The organism is Pseudomonas poae, assembly GCA_028869255.1.
Classification (GTDB): Bacteria; Pseudomonadota; Gammaproteobacteria; order Pseudomonadales; family Pseudomonadaceae; genus Aquipseudomonas; species Aquipseudomonas poae_C.
On the sequence record CP110972.1, the window covers coordinates 2,044,413 to 2,062,074 of the forward strand.

Here is a 17,662-nt window from a genome sequence, read left to right on the forward strand (position 1 = left end):
CTCATGAGCGTGGGTCGAAGGCGTCACGCAACGCCTCGCCGATAAATACCAGCAGTGACAGAATCAGCGCCAAGGTGAAAAACGCGGTCAGGCCCAGCCATGGCGCCTGCAGGTTCTGCTTGCCCTGGGCGATCAGTTCACCCAGCGACGCGCTGCCGGCCGGCATGCCGAAGCCGAGGAAGTCCAGGGCGCTCAAGGTGGAAATCGCCCCGGTCAAAATAAACGGCAGGTAGCTCAACGTGGCGGTCATCGCATTGGGCAGGATATGCCGACGAATAATCTTCGCGTCGCCCAACCCCAGGGCCCGTGCGGCCTTGACGTACTCCAGGTTGCGCCCGCGCAGGAACTCGGCGCGCACCACATCCACCAGGGCCAGCCAGGAAAACAACGCCATGATCCCCAGCAGCCACCAGAAATTCGGTTCGACAAACCCCGACAGGATAATCAGCAAGTACAGCACCGGCAGCCCGGACCACACTTCCAGAATGCGCTGGCCGAGCAAATCCACCCAGCCACCGTAATAGCCCTGCAAGGCACCGGCCGCGATGCCGATGGCGGCACTGATCGCGGTGAGCGCCAGGGCGAACAATATCGACACGCGGGCACCAAAAATCACTCGCGCCAACACATCCCGCGACTGATCGTCGGTGCCCAGCCAGTTCACCGCCGAGGGCGGGCTGGGGGCAGGGCGGGTCAGTTCGTAATTGGGCGTGTCGTCGCTGAACGGGATCGGCGGGAACAGCATCCAGCCGCCGTCCTGCTTGATCAGCTTTTGCACGTAGTCACTGCGGTAGTCGGCCTGGAAAGGTAGTTGGCCGCCGAACTGTTGCTCGGTGTAGCGCTTGAACACCGGGAAATACAGCTCGTTTTTGTAGCTGAGCACCAAGGGCTTGTCGTTGGCGATCAGCTCGCCGCCCAGGGTCAGGATAAACAGGCCGATAAACAGCCACAGCGACCACCAGCCACGACGGTTTTTCTTGAAGCGCTCAAAGCGCCGACGGGCCACGGGAGACAGATTAAGCATCAGGCGTTCCTCGCGGCGAAGTCGATACGCGGGTCCACCAGGGTGTAGCAAAGGTCGCCGATGAGTTTTATCAGCAGGCCGAACAAGGTGAAGATAAACAGCGAACCAAACACCACCGGGTAGTCTCGGGATACCGCGGCTTCGTAGCTCATGCGCCCCAGGCCATCGAGGGAGAAAATCACCTCGATCAGCAGCGAACCGGCGAAGAACACACTGATAAACGCCTGGGGAATCCCCGAGATCACCAGCAGCATCGCATTGCGGAACACGTGGCCGTACAGCACGCGGCGTTCGCTCAAGCCCTTGGCCCGCGCCGTCACCACGTATTGGCGGGTGATTTCATTCAGGAACGAGTTCTTGGTGAGGATGGTCAGCGTGGCAAACCCGCCGATCACCAAGGCCGTGACCGGCAACACCAGGTGCCAGAAATAGTCGGCGATCTTGCCGACGGTGCTCAGCTCTTCGAAGTTTTCCGAGACCAGGCCGCGCACCGGGAACCAGTTCAACGAGGTGCCGCCGGCGAAGACCACGATCAGGAACATCGCAAACAGAAACGCCGGCATCGCATAGCCGATCACGATGGCGGTGCTGCTCCACACATCAAAGCTGCTGCCATGGCGCACCGCCTTGCGAATCCCCAGGGGGATCGAGACCAGGTAGGTGATTAACGTGGCCCACAAGCCGAGGGAAATGGTCACCGGCATTTTTTCCAGGATCAGGTCGATCACCGTGGCGCCGCGAAAGAAGCTGTTGCCGAAATCCAGCTGGGCGTAGCTTTTGAGCATCAGCCACAGGCGTTCCGGCGCGGGTTTGTCGAAGCCGTACTGTTTTTCGATGTCCTTGATCAGCTTCGGGTCCAGCCCTCGGCTGGCGCGGGAACCGCTGCTGATGCCTTCGCCGGACGAGCCGCCGACCGCGCCCCCACCGATGCCTTGCAGGTGTGCGATGGCCTGTTCCACCGGCCCACCGGGCGCGGCCTGGACGATCACGAAATTGACCAACAGGATGATCACCAGCGTCGGGATGATCAGCAGCAGGCGCCGCACGATATAGGCAAACATCAGTGGGTACCTGCGCGTTTTTTCAACTCGGCGGTCATTTGTTCATTCGTCAGTGGCGTGGGGCTGATTTCCCACCAGGTTTCCAGTGCTTCGTCGTTCTTGGCCTCGATGGCCGGGCGGCCGAAGCGGTTCCACCACGCGGCAGACGTGCCGGGCGGGTAGTAATTGGGGATCCACAGGTAATTCCATTGCAGCACCCGGTCCAGGGCGTGGGCGTAGGTGAGCATCTGGGCCTGGGTGTCGGCCTTGACCAGGCCCTTGATCAGGCTGTCGACGGCCGGGTCCTTGAGCACCATGTAGTTGTTGGCACCTGCATCGAACGCGGCGGCGGAACCGAAGTAGTTATACAGCTCCATCCCGGGGGAGGTGGTCACCGGGAAACCCGTCACGATCATGTCGTAGTCGCGGGCCATCAAGCGGTTCACATACTGGGAAGAGTCGATACGGCGAATATTCAGGGTAATGCCGATCTGCGCCAGGTTGCGTTTGTACGGCAATAACAGACGTTCAAGGCCGTTCTGCGCATTCAGGAAGGTGAACTCCAGCGGCTCGCCGTCGGCATTCACCAGCTTGTCGCCCTCGGGTTTCCAGCCCGCTTGCTCCAGCAGGGCCAAGGCTTGCAATTGCTTGTCGCGAATCATCCCGCTGCCATCGGTGACCGGCGCCTTGAACACCTGGGTGAACACCTCGTCGGGTATCTGGCCGCGCAAGGGTTCGAGGATCGCCAGTTCCTCCTTGGTCGGCAGTTGAGTGGCCGCCAGCGGGCTATTGGAGAAGAAACTCTGCTGGCGGATGTACATATTGCGCATCATCTGCCGGTTGGCCCATTCGAAATCCCACAGCATCGCCAGCGCCTGGCGCACGCGGCGGTCCTTGAACATCGGCTTTTGCACGTTGAACACATAACCCTGGGCCGGCTGCGGCATTTCCTTGGCCAGGTGCGCACGTTGCAGGCGACCGTCGTCCAGCGCCGGGCCGTTGTAGCCGATGGAGTAACCGGTGGCGGAAAACTCGCGATTGAAGTCGTAGGCACCGCCGCGCAGGACCTGGCGTGCCACTTCGGTATCGCCGAAATATTCCAGGCTCAAATGGTTGAAGTTGTACAGGCCACGGCTGACGGGTAAGTCCTTGCCCCACCAGTCCGGGTCACGGGTAAAGGTGATGGTGCTGCCGGAGTCGATCTTGCTGACTTTGTACGGGCCGCTGCCGAGTGGGGCTTCGTAGCCGCCGCCGTTGGCGAAGTCGCGGGTTTTCCACCAGTGCTCGGGGAACACCGGCAGGGTGGCGATATCCAGGGGCAGGGTACGGTTTTCATTGCTGGAAAAATCGAAGCGCACCTGACGCGGGCCTTCGACTTCGACGTGCTTGACGTCGGCGAACAAGGTACGAAAGCGCAGGCTGCCCTGGGTCATCAGCAGATCGAAGCTGTAGCGCACGTCTTCGGCCGTGATCGGTTTGCCATCGGCGAAGCGCGCTTTGGGGTTGAGGTAGAAGCGCAGGGACAGGCCGTCGTCGGCGCGCTCCATCTTCTCGGCCACCAGGCCATAGACCGTGTAGGGCTCGTCCAGCGAACGCTGGGCCAGGGGCGCATACAACCAGCCGTCGACCTGGGACACGCCGATGCCTTTGTCGATATATGGCAGCACATGGTCAAAACGCCCAATTTCCAGCGCTGAGCGTCGTAGGCTACCGCCCTTGGGGGCGTTGGGGTTGGCGTAGTCGAAATGAGTAAAACCGGCGGGGTACTTGGCCGGTTCGCCGTACACCGTCAGTGACGGTTGAGGCGCCGCGATCACGGCAGTGCTGGCCAGCAGCACGGCCAATGTGGAGCTAAATAGGTAGGTAAAAGCCAATCGCATTGTCAGCCTTGAACGCCGGGTAAAGAAGAATAAGGATTTGTACGCTAACGGCATCCGCGTCGCCAGTCATCACATGCACAACGGCCCACCAAAAGGCGGGCCGTTGTTTATAGCATCAGCACAGACTGGATCAGTCCTGGCGGCTGGTCACTTCCAGCAGGTGGTAGCCGAACTGGGTTTTTACCGGACCTTGCACGGTGTTGACCGGGGCGCTGAATACGACGGTGTCGAATTCTTTAACCATCTGGCCTGGACCGAACGAACCCAGGTCGCCGCCGCTACGGCTGGAAGGGCAGGTGGAGTTGGTTTTGGCGATTTCTGCGAAATCGGCGCCGCCTTCGATTTGGGCCTTGAGTTCGTTGCACTTGTCTTCGGTGGCAACGAGGATGTGACGGGCGGTGGCTTTGGCCATGGGGAGTAACTCCTTGAGTAAAAAGGGTGAGCGTACCGGATTCAGGCGGTTATTTCCTGGCAAAGTTCCCGGTATTTGATCGGGTGGGCTCACGGCAGCACGATATAGTCGTTACGTTGCCGGATTGGCTGGTGGGGGGCCTGGACCAGGTGCAGGTAGCGACCGTCCACCAGGTCAATGGGCAGGCAGTCGTCGATATCCAGCACGCCATCGGTATGGGCCTGAGACCAGTGGCTCAGCATCTGCTGTTTGCCCTTGCTCATCGCCTCCTGTTTAGTGCGGGCCACCACCAGCAGGTAATGATGGGCCTCACCAAAACTGTTGGCTTCATAACCGCCCAGGTTGAGGAAGTACAAGTGCTGCGCGCCGGCCTGTGGCGCGAGGTGGCTGAGTTCGACTTTCCAGCCATCGACGCCATCCACCGCCATCCACGAGTCGATATGCACGCCCTTGGGGCTGCCGAACCAACCGTCGCGCAATTGCGGGTAGGTGTCTTGCAGCGTATCCGCCGCCGCGAACACCACATCATGCACTTCAATTTTGGCCCTGGGGTGCGCGCCCCCGAGCATCACGACAAACAGCATTGCAGGTCCTTCCTGGCGACTTGGCAGAGGCCAACCATACTTCGATTGAACCCTTTTGTCCGGTCAATGCCACACTGTTAATCCGCGAACTCACCAGGAGGTTGTCATGCGAACTATTGATCTGGCCGGCGTGCCCGTCCCAGTTATCGGCCAGGGAACCTGGCGCATGGGCGAAAACCCGGACCAGCACCGCGCCGAAGTCGCGGCGTTGCAACTGGGGATCGACGAGGGCATGACCCTGATCGATACCGCCGAAATGTATGGCGATGGCGGCGCCGAAACGGTGGTCGGCGAAGCCATTCGCGGCAGGCGCGACCGGGTGTTTCTGGTCAGCAAGGTCTACCCGCACAACGCCAGCCACAAAGGTGTGCCGCGTGCCTGCGAAGCCAGCCTCCAGCGCCTGGGTACCGACTACATCGACCTGTACCTGTTGCACTGGCGCGGCCAATACCCCCTGGAAGAAACCGTCGAAGCCTTCGAGCGCTTGCGTGAGGCAGGCAAGATCGGGCGTTGGGGCGTCTCCAATTTCGACGTGGCCGACCTGCAGGAACTCGCGTCCCCGGCCTGTGCGACCAATCAAGTGCTCTACAACATCGAAGAGCGCGGCATCGAATTCGACCTGCTGCCCTGGTGGCAACAGCACCATTTGCCGTTGATGGCGTACTGCCCGATTGCCCAGGGTGGCGAGTTGTTGTCCAGCCAGACCCTCAAGCAGATCGCCCGCCGCCACGACGTCACGCCCGCCCAGGTTGCCCTGGCCTGGGTGTTGCGCCAGGACGGTGTGATCGCCATCCCCAAAGCGGTAAACCCCGAGCATGTGCGGCTCAATGCCGGCGCTGCCAGGCTGACGCTGGATGAACACGACCTGGACGCCGTCGACCGCGTGTTTGGCGCACCCAAGCGCAAGCACCCGTTGTCGATGGTGTAGCGCGGTGGCGCAAACGGCGACCGTCTCTGGCCGCCGTCCCGCCCGCGCGCGAATTAGCCCGCTACCGGGCTCCGCCAGTCGTCCGAGCCGGAAGTGCCGGATACCTCGTGGGTCCACACGATCTTGCGATAGGTGAAGTGCACATCCTCCAGGTGCGTGAAATGGGCATTGTCCGGGTCCTGGCAATTGGGCATGCGTGACTGGATATCCACGATGGTCGCGCCCTCCAGTTCAATGGTGAAGTAGTGTTCCTGGGTGCCTGCCGAGGAGGTGCGGAACCATTCCAGCCGGCACTTGACCTCTTCGCCGCTGGTCAGCGCACTGAACAGCAAGGGCGAAGACTTATCGAAGACCTTGCTGATCATCAGGGGCTTATGGACCCTTTGGCCCGTCGGCTGACCGGACTGCGGGTCACGGGGGATGATCACCTGATGGGAAAACGCCTGAACCAGAATCTGGTCTTCATGGCCCTCCTGGTAAATGTTACCTACCGAGTCCTGGGTAAATGTGCCTGCCGTAATCAAACCCTGTTTGACGCCGGTGATGGAAAGATAGGCGGGTGTTGGCATAAGTGGTTTCCTTGCCTGAATGATGAGGTAGTTCCAACCAGCACAGATACCGGTTGGTTGAATGCCTATAACAAGAAGCGTGCCTGAAAATGGCCGGGTCAATAAAATCAATGGGCTGAAGGTGTAGTAGGGTGTTTTACCAAGCGAATAAGTGTGAGTGGGTTGCGTTCAAGCGAAATTGTTTGCGCATAAGTGCGCATTTAGTTGCTCATGAGGTTTTGTGCATTGCGCAGGGAGTCGCGGCAGGATTTGGTTTATTACCCGTATTTAAGTGCGCAGGTTGCTGCGCACACCTTTATTTTCAGGGGTTGTAGGATAATTCCTAAGTTTCCTTCCATTGCTTGCTGAATGTTTTATGTGTGGCTAAGGTTTGCGAACTTCGTGGAAAGTAGAGCGAAGTTCAGAGGGCGTTCGAATGTGCAGATCAACTGCGCTTAGTTAGCCTTTTCTTGCCTAGGTTAGTTGTGCGCGGTGCCAGATGTCTTATTCGGACAAACTGTATGATTATTATCTTGAACTTGCACGGTTGCCCTGCTCGCAAAGCAGTTTTGCGGGCAGCGATATGCGCTTTTCGGGCGAATATGAAGTCCTGGAGTCAGAGATCGGCAAGGCGCAATCGATGCATGGTACCGGCCAGCCCGATTGGTACAAGGTGCTGCAGATCAGTGAGTCGGTGTTGCGCCAGCAGTCCAAGGATTTGCGGGTGGCGGTCTGGTTGACCTGGGCGTTGCATCAGCGTGAGTCCTTCCCCGGTCTGCTGGCCGGCCTGGGTTTGCTGCGCAGTCTCTGCGAGCAGCATTGGCCTGCGCTCTACCCGGAAAAAACACGCACCCGTGGCGCAGCGTTCAGTTGGCTGGTATTGCGCCTTGAACCGCTGTTTACCCAAAACCTATCGCTGCAGAGCCAGCAACCCCTGTTTCAATCCGTGCTTGAACACCTGGTGTGTCTCGATGAGCTGTGGGCTGAGCACCTGATGGATGAGGCGCCAATGCTGCTGCCGATTCGCAGGCAATTGGCGGGGCGACTGGAGCGTGCCGCGCAAGGCGATCCCGCGCTCTCGGTGGTGAGCGGCGTCATCGCTCAGGTCAAGCAGGCGACCACCCAGCTGCTGAAACCTGAGGCGGTAGTGGACAGCGAAAAAGATGCCCACAAATTGCTACGCGCATTGCAGGAGCAGGCTCGCCCCCTGTGTGCATGGTGGCTGCGTCAGAACGCAACCGACCTGCGTGCACTGCGTCTGAACCGCACGCTGGCATGGCTGGCCCTCATCAGCTACCCGGACGCCGACAACGAGCGCGTCACCACTTTGCGCGGGCCTGCACCCGACAAGCTCAAGCGTTACCAGGAGCGCTTTGCCCAGGGCCAATACGCCGACTTGTTACTTGAGCTTGAGGCCAGTCTCGCGGGGGCGTTGTTCTGGTTCGACGGGCTGCACAGAGTCTGGCAATGCCTCGAAGCCCTGCAGGCCGACCTGGCCATGACCGAGCTTGAGGTGAGCCTCGCCTTGTTGCTGCAGCGCCTGCCAGACCTGCCGGAGTTTCGCTTTCATGACGGCACTCCATTTGCCGACGTGAACACTCGGGACTGGATCGCGTTGCAGGTCGCCCGTCACCTGCACAGGCCTGAATCACTGGCAGTGGTGCTGGATGCGGACGCCGAGCCTTGGGGGGTTGCCTTGCAGGATGCAGTGGCGCGTCTGCGAAAGGACGGGCTCAAGGCTGCGGTGCAGAGCCTAACGCAAGGCATGCACGCCGCCCGCGGCGACCGTGCGCGTTTTCATTGGCGTCTCGCACAGGCGCGATTGTGTGTGCAGGCGGGCAAACATGAGTTGGCGAAGATCCAGCTCGAACACCTGGACCACGAGCTGCAACGCACGGGGCTGGAGCGCTGGGAGCCGGAGCTGGCCCTTCAAGTGACCCAGCTCCTGCACCGTTGCTGCGACCTGTTGCCACAAAATCACGCCGTGCGCGAGCGCAAGGAAGAGTCCCATCGCAGGCTGTGCCTCTTCGATCTTGAAGCGGTACTTGAATAGGCTTTCGAGCCACTGAAAAAAGGAGAAAAACCATGGCCAAAGAAGGTTCGGTAGCACCCAAGGAACGCATCAACATCACCTTCAAACCCGCTATCGGTGGGGCGCAGGAAGAAGTCGAGCTGCCGTTGAAACTATTGGTGCTGGGCGATTTCACCCAGCGTGAGGACGTGCGCAAGCTTGAGGATCGCAAGCCTATCGCGCTCGACAAGAACACCCTTGATGACGTGCTGGCCAAGCAGGCGTTAAGCCTGACGCTGAGCGTTCCCAACCGCCTGCAGGACGACGCCGACGTTGAAGAGCTGGCCATTCGGGTGCGCATCAACGCCATGAAGGATTTCAACCCCGCGAACCTGGTGGAGCAGATTCCCGAGCTGCACAAGCTGATGGCGCTTCGCGAGGCGCTCATGGCGCTCAAGGGGCCGTTGGGCAACACGCCAAGTTTTCGCAAAGCCATCGAGCAGGCCCTGGCCGATGACGACTCCCGTGCGCGGGTGCTGGCGGAGTTAGGACTGAGCGGCCCCGCCGCCTGACATTTTCAGTAAAAGGACACTGGTACCATGACCACCCAACAGAACTCGATGCCCGCGCAAATTGCGGCTGAATACAGCATTCTCGACAACATCATCGCCCAGACGTTACTGAGCGCCGACGACGAGGCGTACGGCATTGCCAAACGTGGCGTCTCGGCATTTATCGAGGAGCTGATCAAACCGCAGAACAGCGGAGAACCGGTGAAGAAGCGGCTGGTTGACCGGATGATTGCCGAGATCGACACCAAGCTCAGCCGGCAAATGGATGAGATTTTGCACCACCCGGATTTCCAGGCCCTGGAAGCCGCCTGGAAAGGCCTGCAGTTGTTGGTCGATCGCACCAATTTCCGGGAAAACATCAAGATCGAGCTGCTGAATGTTTCCCGGCAAGACCTGCTGGATGACTTCGAAGATTCGCCGGAAGTGACCCAGTCGGGGCTGTACAAACATATCTACAGTGCAGAATACGGTCAGTTTGGTGGCCAGCCCGTGGGCGCGATCATCGCAAACTACTTTCTTTCCCCGAGCGCGCCGGATGTGAAGCTGATGCAATACGCTTCCAGTGTGGCCTGCATGGCGCACGCGCCGTTTATCGCCGCCGCCGGGCCGGGGTTTTTCGGGCTGGAGAGCTTCACCGGCCTGCCGGATCTCAAAGACCTCAAGGACCATTTCGAAGGCCCGCAGTTTGCCAAATGGCAAAGCTTTCGCCAGAGCGAGGACGCCCGCTATATCGGGCTGACGGTGCCGCGTTTCCTGCTGCGCACGCCCTACGACCCCCTTGAATGCCCGGTCAAGACCTTTGCTTACCAGGAAAACGTGGTGAACAGCCATGAGCACTACCTGTGGGGTAATACCGCCTATGCATTTGCCACGCGCCTGACCGACAGCTTTGCACGGTTTCGCTGGTGCCCGAATATCATCGGCCCGCAAAGCGGAGGGGCGGTGGAAGATTTGCCGTTGCACCATTTTCACAGCATGGGCGAAATCGAAACCAAGATTCCAACCGAAGTACTGGTTTCCGACCGTCGTGAATATGAGCTGGCACAAGAGGGCTTCATTGCCTTGACGATGCGCAAGGGCAGTGACAATGCCGCATTCTTTTCCGCCAGCTCGGTGCAAAAACCCAAACAGTTCGGCATCAGCGCAGAGGGCAAGGAAGCCGAGTTGAATTATCGCCTGGGCACCCAGTTGCCCTACATGATGGTGGTCAACCGGCTGGCGCATTACCTCAAGGTATTGCAGCGTGAGCAACTGGGGTCGTGGAAGGAACGTACCGACCTGGAGTTGGAGCTTAACAAGTGGATTCGCCAGTACGTCGCCGATCAGGAAAACCCCAGTGCCGAAGTGCGTGGGCGGCGTCCGTTGCGGGCGGCGCGCATTGTTGTCAGTGACGTCGAAGGCGAGCCTGGCTGGTACCGCGTCAACCTGAGCGTGCGCCCGCACTTCAAGTACATGGGGGCGGATTTCACCCTGTCCCTCGTTGGCAAGCTCGATAAAGAATGAGCAAAGGTCAGGGCATGCCCCACCACCAAAGCCTGTTCGAGCGCCTTGAATGCCCGGCAACTGTCCCCGCATCTGGTGTGAGGTCCGTCGCCACCCACCTGGGGAAGATGCTCAGCATCCGTGCGGGCAGCGTTCAGACATTGCCGGATTACGGCTTGCCCGACCTCAATGATATGAATCGCAGCCTGCATGAATCACTGAGCCAGTCGCGGTTGCTGATCGAGCGATTTATCCGCGCCTACGAGCCGCGCTTGAAGCACGTGCGGGTTCGGGCGCTGCCTCGGGATCATGACCCATTGGCGCTGGCGTTCGTCATCGAGGCCACGCTGATGGTGGAAGGTGTCAAGCAGCCTGTGATGTTCACTGCGCGCCTGTGTGGTGGCGGGCAGGTCGAGGTCGTGCCGGATGTCCTTTAATCGTTATTACCAAAGCGAGCTTGGTGCGTTGCGCCAGCTTGGGCGGCGTTTCTCGGAACGTAACCCGGCGCTCGCACCTTTTCTGGGAGAGCCCGGCCAGGATCCGGATGTGGAGAGGTTGCTGGAGGGCTTTGCCTTTCTCACCGGCCGCCTGCGCCAGAAACTCGATGATGAGCTGCCTGAGCTGACTCATTCCTTGATGCATTTGCTGTGGCCCAACTACATGCGGCCGATGCCCGCGTTCAGCATCCTGCAGTTTGATCCGTTGAAGCACGCGGGCCCCGGCGTGCAGGTACCGCGGGATACGCCGGTCGAAAGTTCCGCTATCAAGGGTGAGCGTTGCCGCTTTCGTACCTGTTATGCCACGCAGGTCTTGCCACTGCGACTGAGCACCCTGGAATACAGCGTGCAGGGCGAGCGGGCCGTGTTAAGCCTGCGCCTGGACATGAGTGCAGACGGCAATTTCAGTGAGCTGACGTTCGATCAACTGCGCCTGCACCTGGCGGGTGATGAGGACATCGGCCAAGGGTTGTACCTGAGCCTGTTGCGCCACCTGGAAGGCATTGAGTTGCTGCCCTTCGGCCACGATGGCGTGCCGATCGAGGGCACTGATGGGCATGCGCTTTCGCTGCGACTTGGCGCCGATCAGGTGCGCCCGGTGGGGTTTAGCGAGGAGCAGGCCTTGATTCCCTATCCGATGAACACCTTTCGCGGTTATCGCCACCTGCAGGAGTACTTCGCCTTTGCGGAAAAATACCTGTTTGTCGATGTGTGTGGGCTGGATGTGCTGCACCGCTTGCCCCATGAGCAGCTCAAGCAGGTGTGCGCGATGGTGCTGCGTTTCGAACTGCGTAACCCGTTGCGTGAAACCCAGCGACCCACCCTGGATAACGTGAAGCTCTACTGCACGCCGATCGTCAACCTGTTCAAACATGATGCGGTACCGATTCGCCTGGACGGCAAACAGGATGAATACCTGCTGATACCTGGCGAGTATTCGCGGGAAAACGCCTGTGTATTTTCCGTGGACAGCGTCGTGGGTTGGCATCCGGGCGGTAGGGGATATCAGGCGTACGTACCGTTTGAGTCCTTCGAGCATGAAGGCGATACCGATGTGTCCACAGGCATCCCCAGCTACAGCATTCGTCAACGTTCGTCGGCGCAGCAAGGCGGGCTTGATACCTGGCTGGGATTTAACAACGGCCTGGAAGCCGATCTGCAAACATTGTCGATCGAGCTGACGTGCACCAACCACAACCTGCCTCGGCAGCTGCCGATCGGGGCGATCAACCAGCCTTGCGAGCAGACACCGCAAGGGTTGTCGTTTCGCAATATCTGCGCCCCGACCGCGAGTTTTTTACCGCCGCTGGACCATGACTTTCTCTGGCGGCTGATCAGCAACATGTCGCTCAACTACCTGTCATTGAGCGACATCAATGCTTTGAGAATGATCCTCGAAACCTATGACTTGCCACGCTACCACGACCGCCAGGCGCAGAAGGTCAGCGAGAGGCGCCTGGGTGCAGTGCGTTCTGTGCGGCATACGGCCGTAGACCGATTGCACCGCGGCCTGCCGTTTCGGGGTTTACGCATCGACCTGACGGTTGATCCCGAAGGCTTCCTCGGGCAGGGCGGAGTCTTCGTGTTCGCCTCGGTGCTCAACGAATTCTTCGCGCTCTACGCCAGCCTCAATGCCTACCACGAACTACGAGTCACCAGCACACAAGGAGACGTGTACCTATGGCCACCCAGGATGGGCCAGCAGCCCCTGCTTTGACGCATCTGTCCCGTGTCATCCGCGAGTATTCGCTGTTCCAGGCGGTTTTGCAGGTGATCAAGCGTCTGCGCGACGCCCACCCGACACTGGATGACGACGCGTTGTATGACCAGTTGGAGTTTCACGCCAACCCTGGTTTTCCTGGTCACGATATTGACCGGGTGGAGTTTTTTGTTGAGCGCGGCCAATTGCGCGCGCGTCTGCGCCTTAACGTTTTGGGCCTGTGTGGTGCGGGATCACCGCTGCCTGCGTTTTATGGCGAACAGGCTTTTGTCGATGGGGTGGGCGGTAATACCACGCGTGACTTCCTGGACCTGTTTCACCACCGATTGCAGCGGCTGATGTTGCCGATCTGGCGCAAATACCGTTATCGGGCGTGTTTCCAGGCCGGGGCGCGGGATGCCTTCTCCGAACAGATGTTTGCGTTGATCGGATTGAAAGGCCGACAGATCCGCACTGCTGCGCAATTGAACTGCAAGCGGCTGTTGCCGTATCTGGGGTTGCTTAGCCTGCGTGCGCATTCGGCAGCCTTGATCGAGACGGTGCTGCGTTACTACTTCAAGCACAACCACCTGTTTATCGAGCAGTGGGTCGAGCGCACGGTGGCCATTACCGACCCCCAGCGCAATCGGCTGGGTGTTGCGAACAGCGTGCTCGGCCAGGACCAGGTACTGGGAACCCGTGTCGCCGACCGCAGCGGCAAATTCAGGGTGCATGTCCAGGGCCTCGACTGGCAGAAATTTCATGGGTTTTTACCCACCGGCGCGGACTACCCGCGGCTGTGTTCACTGGTGCGGCTGACGGCACGCGACCCTTTGGAGTACGACCTGCGCCTGGTTCTGGCCAGGGAGGAAATCAGGCCGTTGCACATTGGCGAGCGCAACGTCTGTCGCCTCGGCTGGACCAGTTGGCTGGCGCATGAGTGCGCGGACGGTGTGGTCGTAGTGGCCAGCAATGCTCATGAGGGATGAATCATTATGATGAATGTGGACCTGCAACAACTTATCCAGACCTTGACTGCCCGGGCCCGTCGAGACCTTGAACGCTCGGCCGAGCGCTGTGTGACACGCGGCGGTCGAGAAGTATTGGTGGAAGACCTGCTGCTGACCCTGCTTGAGCATCGCGACGGCCTTCTGGTGCGGGCGTTGGCGGATGCGGGTGTCGAGCCCGGAGGGCTGCAAGCAATATTGCAACCCAAGGGGGAGACGAGTGCGTCGCGCAATCCGGTATTTTCCCAGGCCCTCGTGCAGTGGCTGCAACAAGCCTTGATGGTTGCTCATCTGGAGCTGCATCAGACGCAGGTGGATCACGGCGCCCTGTTGCTGGCGCTGTTGCGCCACCCGTTAGATCACGCCGGCAGTGCTTATCAGCGGTTATTGAGCCGGTTGGACCCACAGCGCGTGCACGAATTCCTGTTGAGCCAGGCGCCTGAAAACGCCCCTGCACCCAATCGGGATTCCTTGCTTGAGCGTTTTACCCATGACCTGACCCGCCAGGCCCATGAAGGGCGCATCGACCCGGTGCTGTGTCGCGATGCGGAGATCCGCCAACTGATCGACATCCTCGTGCGCCGACGCAAAAACAACCCGATTCTGGTTGGAGAAGCCGGTGTGGGTAAAACCGCGGTTGTCGAGGGCCTTGCCTTGCGTGTCGCCAGCTCGCAGGTACCGGAACCGCTCAAGGACGTGCGGGTGCTGACCTTGGATATGGGCTTGCTACAGGCTGGGGCCAGCATCAAGGGTGAGTTCGAACGACGCCTCAAAGGTGTGATCGACGAGGTCAACGCTTCGGCAAAGCCGGTGATCCTGTTTATCGACGAAGCCCATACGTTGGTAGGGGCGGGCGCCCAGGCGGGCGCGTCCGATGCTGCCAACCTGCTCAAGCCGGCCTTGGCCCGGGGTGAACTGCGTACCATCGCCGCCACCACGTGGTCGGAGTACAAGAAATATTTCGAAAAAGACCCGGCATTGGCGCGGCGTTTTCAGCCGGTGCTGGTCAACGAACCCAGCGTCGAGCAGGCGGTGTCGATCCTGCGTGGGCTGGTGCCGGTGTACGAGCGTAGCCACGGTGTGTATGTGCGTGACGACGCCGTCGTCGCGGCGGCGCAGATGAGTGCACGCTATCTGGCCGGGCGCCAGTTGCCCGACAAGGCGGTGGATGTGCTGGATACCGCCTGCGCCCGTGTACGCACCAGTCGTGACTCGGCGCCCGAGGCATTGCAGCGACTGTACGCCGAGCAGGCAGAGGGTGCGCGCCAGGCGCAGGCGTTGACCCGGGACCGGGAGGCAGGGCTGCCAGTGGATGAACCGGCCTTGCAGGCATTGAACCTGCGGATGGAGGCGGTGGAATGCGAGCGTGAGCTTCTGGAGGCGCGCTGGCTCGAGCAGCGCATAGTGGATCCTCAGGTGTGCCCGCGCCTGGTGGCCCAGGTCATTAGCGCCTGGACCGGTATTCCTGTTGAGCAACTGACGCTGGAGAGCAGTGAAAAGGCCCTGGGTTTTGCCCAGGCCCTGCGCTCGCGCATCCTCGGCCAGGAGCAAGCGGTCCAGGCCCTGGATCGTAACCTGCGCGCCGTGGCTTCCGGGCTGAACAAGGCCGATGCCCCGGTCGGCGTATTCCTGCTGGTGGGCCCAAGTGGCGTAGGCAAGACCGAAACGGCCATGGCCCTGGGTGACCTGCTGTACGGCGGTGAGCGCTTTGTCACCCTCTTGAACATGTCGGAGTTCCAGGAAAAACACGCGGTGTCCCGGCTGATCGGCGCGCCACCTGGGTATATCGGTTATGGCGAGGGCGGGGTGCTGACGGAGGCCGTCCGCCAACGCCCCTATTCGGTGGTGCTGCTCGACGAGGTTGAGAAGGCCGACCCGGAAGTGTTGAACCTGTTCTATCAGATTTTCGACAAAGGCCTGGCCAATGATGGGGAAGGCCGGGAAATCGACTTTCGCAATACGCTGATCCTGATGACCTCCAACCTGGGCAGCGAATGCATCGGTGAATTATGCGCCGGCGGCCGACGCCCGGATGTTCAGGTGTTGCAAGAGGCGATCCGCCCGCTGCTGCGCGACCACTTCAAGCCTGCGCTGCTGGCCCGAATGCGGGTGGTGCCGTATTACCCGATCACCGGTGAGATCCTGCATGACATGGCAAGGCTCAAGCTGGAACGCCTCGGGCAAAGGTTGCATCTGCGCAAGCTTGCCTTCAGCTACGCGCCTGAATTGGTGGCCCACATGGCCCAGCGTTGTGCTCACGGTGACAGCGGCGCCCGGTACATCGACCAATGGGTTGAGATGCACTTGCTGCCCCAGGTGGTGGACCGTCTGCTGGAGGCGATGGCCAGGGGTGAGCGCCTGTCGCAGGTGCATGCCGGCCTGGATGGTAACGGCAACCCAACCTGTGAGTTCAGCCAATGATGGATAACCGGTTTGCCCAGTTGCCCCATCCACTGGCCTACGCTGATGCATTACTGGGCTGGTTCACCCGCCTGGGCACTGATGACGACGAGACCAGCTTGCCGGACCTGTGTGTCGCGGCGGCTGCCCAATTGAGTCAGTGTGAACTCAGCCAACTGTATTGGCGCGACGAGGCGACAGGTCGGCTTGACCTGATCGCCCAGCATTTGCCTGGAGTGCCGCCTCCCGGCAACCTGGTTTCCGGCGCGGATTTTCAGCATGAGCAGGTGCTGCACTATGTGCTCAGTCATCGCTGCGCCCTTAGCCTGCAAGACCTGGCAAACAGTGTGTACGAAAGCGGCTTTTTGCCTGCCATGGCGAAGCCTTGGTGCGCGTTGTCGTGTGTGCCGTTGTTCAGTCGCCACCAAACCCTTACCGGTGTGTTGCTGTATGCCAGCCAGCGCCCGATCTCCTTACAGGACTACGCTGTCTCATTGGGCCAGCTGGGTAGCTTTGCCTTGATGCAGGTGGCATTGCTGCGGCGTTTGCGGCCTGCGCAAAGTGTTATCCCGCCCAAGTGCGCAGCCCAGGTCACACGGGCGGCATTTGGTTTGATCGGCCATAGCACGGCCATGGATGAGACGTACCGTCTGATCGGCAAGGTGCTGAATGCACCCTACACCGTGCTGCTGCGCGGTGAGACCGGTACCGGCAAGGAAGTGGTGGCGCGGGCTATCCATTGCGCCGGGCCGCGCCGTGACAAAGCGTTCGTGGTGCAAAACTGTGCGGCGTTTCCCGAGGGGCTGCTGGAAAGTGAACTGTTCGGCTATCGCAAAGGCGCCTTCACGGGTGCCGAGCGTAACCATGCAGGGTTATTCGATGCAGCGCATGGCGGCACGTTGCTCCTGGACGAAATCGGCGATATGCCGCTGTCGCTGCAGGCCAAGCTGTTGCGGGTTTTACAGGAAGGTGAAATTCGCCCACTGGGTGCCAGTGCGGCGCACAAGGTCGATGTGCGCATTATCGCCGCGACTCACCGTGACCTCGCCGCGATGGTGGCCCAGGGCAGTTTTCGCGAAGACCTGTATTACCGGCTGGCGCAGTTCCCGATTGAGCTTCCGGCCCTGCGTGAGCGCGACGGTGATGTGTTGCTGTTGGCGCGGCATTTTGCGCAAAAAGCCTGCGCGGCGCTGGGCCGTACCGCGGTGGGGTGGTCAAGCGCGGCATTGGATCAACTGTCGAGTCATGGTTTTCCCGGCAACGTACGAGAGCTCAAGTGCCTGGTAGAGCGCGCGGTGCTGTTGTGTGACGACGCTGTGATCCTGCCTGCGCACCTTTCCCTGTCGGCGGCACCTGTCAATGAAGCGGTCGATGCAACCTTGCGCCAACGCCTGGAGCGAGTGGAGCGGGTATTCCTGATCGACTGCCTGCACAAAAATCGTGGCAATCGAACCCGAACCGCTCGCGAGCTGGGCGTCGCACGCCGCACGCTGCTCTACCGCCTGGCGCACTTGAAGATTCCCGTGGCCAATGTTCGCGAGGGCGGCTGAATGGCGTACGTGCGCACACCTTTTTCTC

Annotated in this window: 15 protein-coding genes; 9 read left to right on the forward strand and 6 right to left on the reverse strand. The window is 60.3% G+C overall.

Features of this window, described 5'->3' with window-relative positions:
- Position 1: 1 nt before the first annotated feature.
- The 5 genes from LRS56_09515 to LRS56_09535 form a co-directional block, all read right to left on the reverse strand.
- Positions 2-1,024, reverse strand: coding sequence for an ABC transporter permease (locus LRS56_09515; GenBank protein ID WDU64674.1), 1,023 nt, complete (start codon positions 1,022-1,024; stop codon positions 2-4).
- Positions 1,024-2,085 (reverse strand): microcin C ABC transporter permease YejB, encoded by a 1,062-nt coding sequence (locus tag LRS56_09520; protein WDU64675.1) that lies wholly within the window; start codon positions 2,083-2,085, stop codon positions 1,024-1,026. Before LRS56_09520 ends, LRS56_09515 begins: the two co-directional genes overlap by 1 nt.
- Positions 2,085-3,944: an extracellular solute-binding protein gene (locus LRS56_09525; GenBank protein WDU64676.1), complete on the reverse strand. Its 1,860-nt coding sequence runs from the start codon at positions 3,942-3,944 to the stop codon at positions 2,085-2,087. The genes LRS56_09520 and LRS56_09525 overlap by 1 nt, the downstream gene beginning before the upstream one ends.
- A 130-nt stretch (positions 3,945-4,074) precedes the next feature.
- The gene (locus LRS56_09530; protein WDU64677.1) at positions 4,075-4,356 is read right to left on the reverse strand and encodes a peptidylprolyl isomerase; all 282 of its coding nucleotides are present in this window, start codon (positions 4,354-4,356) and stop codon (positions 4,075-4,077) included.
- Between the two features lie 89 nt (positions 4,357-4,445).
- Complete coding sequence (locus LRS56_09535; GenBank protein ID WDU64678.1) at positions 4,446-4,940, reverse strand: DUF1543 domain-containing protein; 495 nt, start codon at positions 4,938-4,940, stop codon at positions 4,446-4,448.
- Between the two features lie 106 nt (positions 4,941-5,046).
- Here LRS56_09535 and LRS56_09540 point away from each other — a divergent pair, with 106 nt between their 5' ends.
- Complete coding sequence (locus tag LRS56_09540; GenBank protein WDU64679.1) at positions 5,047-5,868, forward strand: aldo/keto reductase; 822 nt, start codon at positions 5,047-5,049, stop codon at positions 5,866-5,868.
- Positions 5,869-5,921: 53 nt separating this feature from the next.
- Here the strand turns inward: LRS56_09540 and LRS56_09545 are convergent, their stop codons facing one another.
- The gene (locus LRS56_09545; protein WDU64680.1) at positions 5,922-6,437 is read right to left on the reverse strand and encodes an Hcp family type VI secretion system effector; all 516 of its coding nucleotides are present in this window, start codon (positions 6,435-6,437) and stop codon (positions 5,922-5,924) included.
- A 478-nt stretch (positions 6,438-6,915) separates the two neighbouring features.
- Between LRS56_09545 and tssA the strand changes: the two genes are divergently transcribed.
- Genes tssA through LRS56_09585 form a run of 8 tightly spaced genes read left to right on the forward strand, consistent with a single transcriptional unit; the run spans position 6,916 to position 17,634 of the window.
- Positions 6,916-8,469 (forward strand): type VI secretion system protein TssA, encoded by a 1,554-nt coding sequence (tssA, locus tag LRS56_09550; GenBank protein ID WDU64681.1) that lies wholly within the window; start codon positions 6,916-6,918, stop codon positions 8,467-8,469.
- A gap of 32 nt (positions 8,470-8,501) precedes the next feature.
- Positions 8,502-8,999 carry a type VI secretion system contractile sheath small subunit gene (gene tssB, locus LRS56_09555; GenBank protein WDU64682.1) on the forward strand — a complete coding sequence of 166 codons (498 nt, stop codon included), beginning with the start codon at positions 8,502-8,504 and terminating at the stop codon, positions 8,997-8,999.
- Positions 9,000-9,026: 27 nt separating this feature from the next.
- Positions 9,027-10,502: a type VI secretion system contractile sheath large subunit gene (gene tssC / locus LRS56_09560; protein ID WDU64683.1), complete on the forward strand. Its 1,476-nt coding sequence runs from the start codon at positions 9,027-9,029 to the stop codon at positions 10,500-10,502.
- Between the two features lie 14 nt (positions 10,503-10,516).
- Entirely contained in the window at positions 10,517-10,918 is a 402-nt protein-coding gene (tssE, locus tag LRS56_09565) for a type VI secretion system baseplate subunit TssE (GenBank protein WDU64684.1), read from the forward strand.
- Positions 10,908-12,695 (forward strand): type VI secretion system baseplate subunit TssF, encoded by a 1,788-nt coding sequence (tssF, locus tag LRS56_09570; GenBank protein WDU64685.1) that lies wholly within the window; start codon positions 10,908-10,910, stop codon positions 12,693-12,695. The genes tssE and tssF overlap by 11 nt, the downstream gene beginning before the upstream one ends.
- Positions 12,659-13,666: a type VI secretion system baseplate subunit TssG gene (gene tssG, locus LRS56_09575; GenBank protein ID WDU64686.1), complete on the forward strand. Its 1,008-nt coding sequence runs from the start codon at positions 12,659-12,661 to the stop codon at positions 13,664-13,666. Before tssF ends, tssG begins: the two co-directional genes overlap by 37 nt.
- Positions 13,667-13,672: 6 nt before the next feature.
- Entirely contained in the window at positions 13,673-16,105 is a 2,433-nt protein-coding gene (locus LRS56_09580; GenBank protein WDU64687.1) for an AAA family ATPase, read from the forward strand.
- Positions 16,102-17,634 carry a sigma 54-interacting transcriptional regulator gene (locus LRS56_09585; protein ID WDU64688.1) on the forward strand — a complete coding sequence of 511 codons (1,533 nt, stop codon included), beginning with the start codon at positions 16,102-16,104 and terminating at the stop codon, positions 17,632-17,634. The genes LRS56_09580 and LRS56_09585 overlap by 4 nt, the downstream gene beginning before the upstream one ends.
- Positions 17,635-17,662 lie beyond the last annotated feature (28 nt).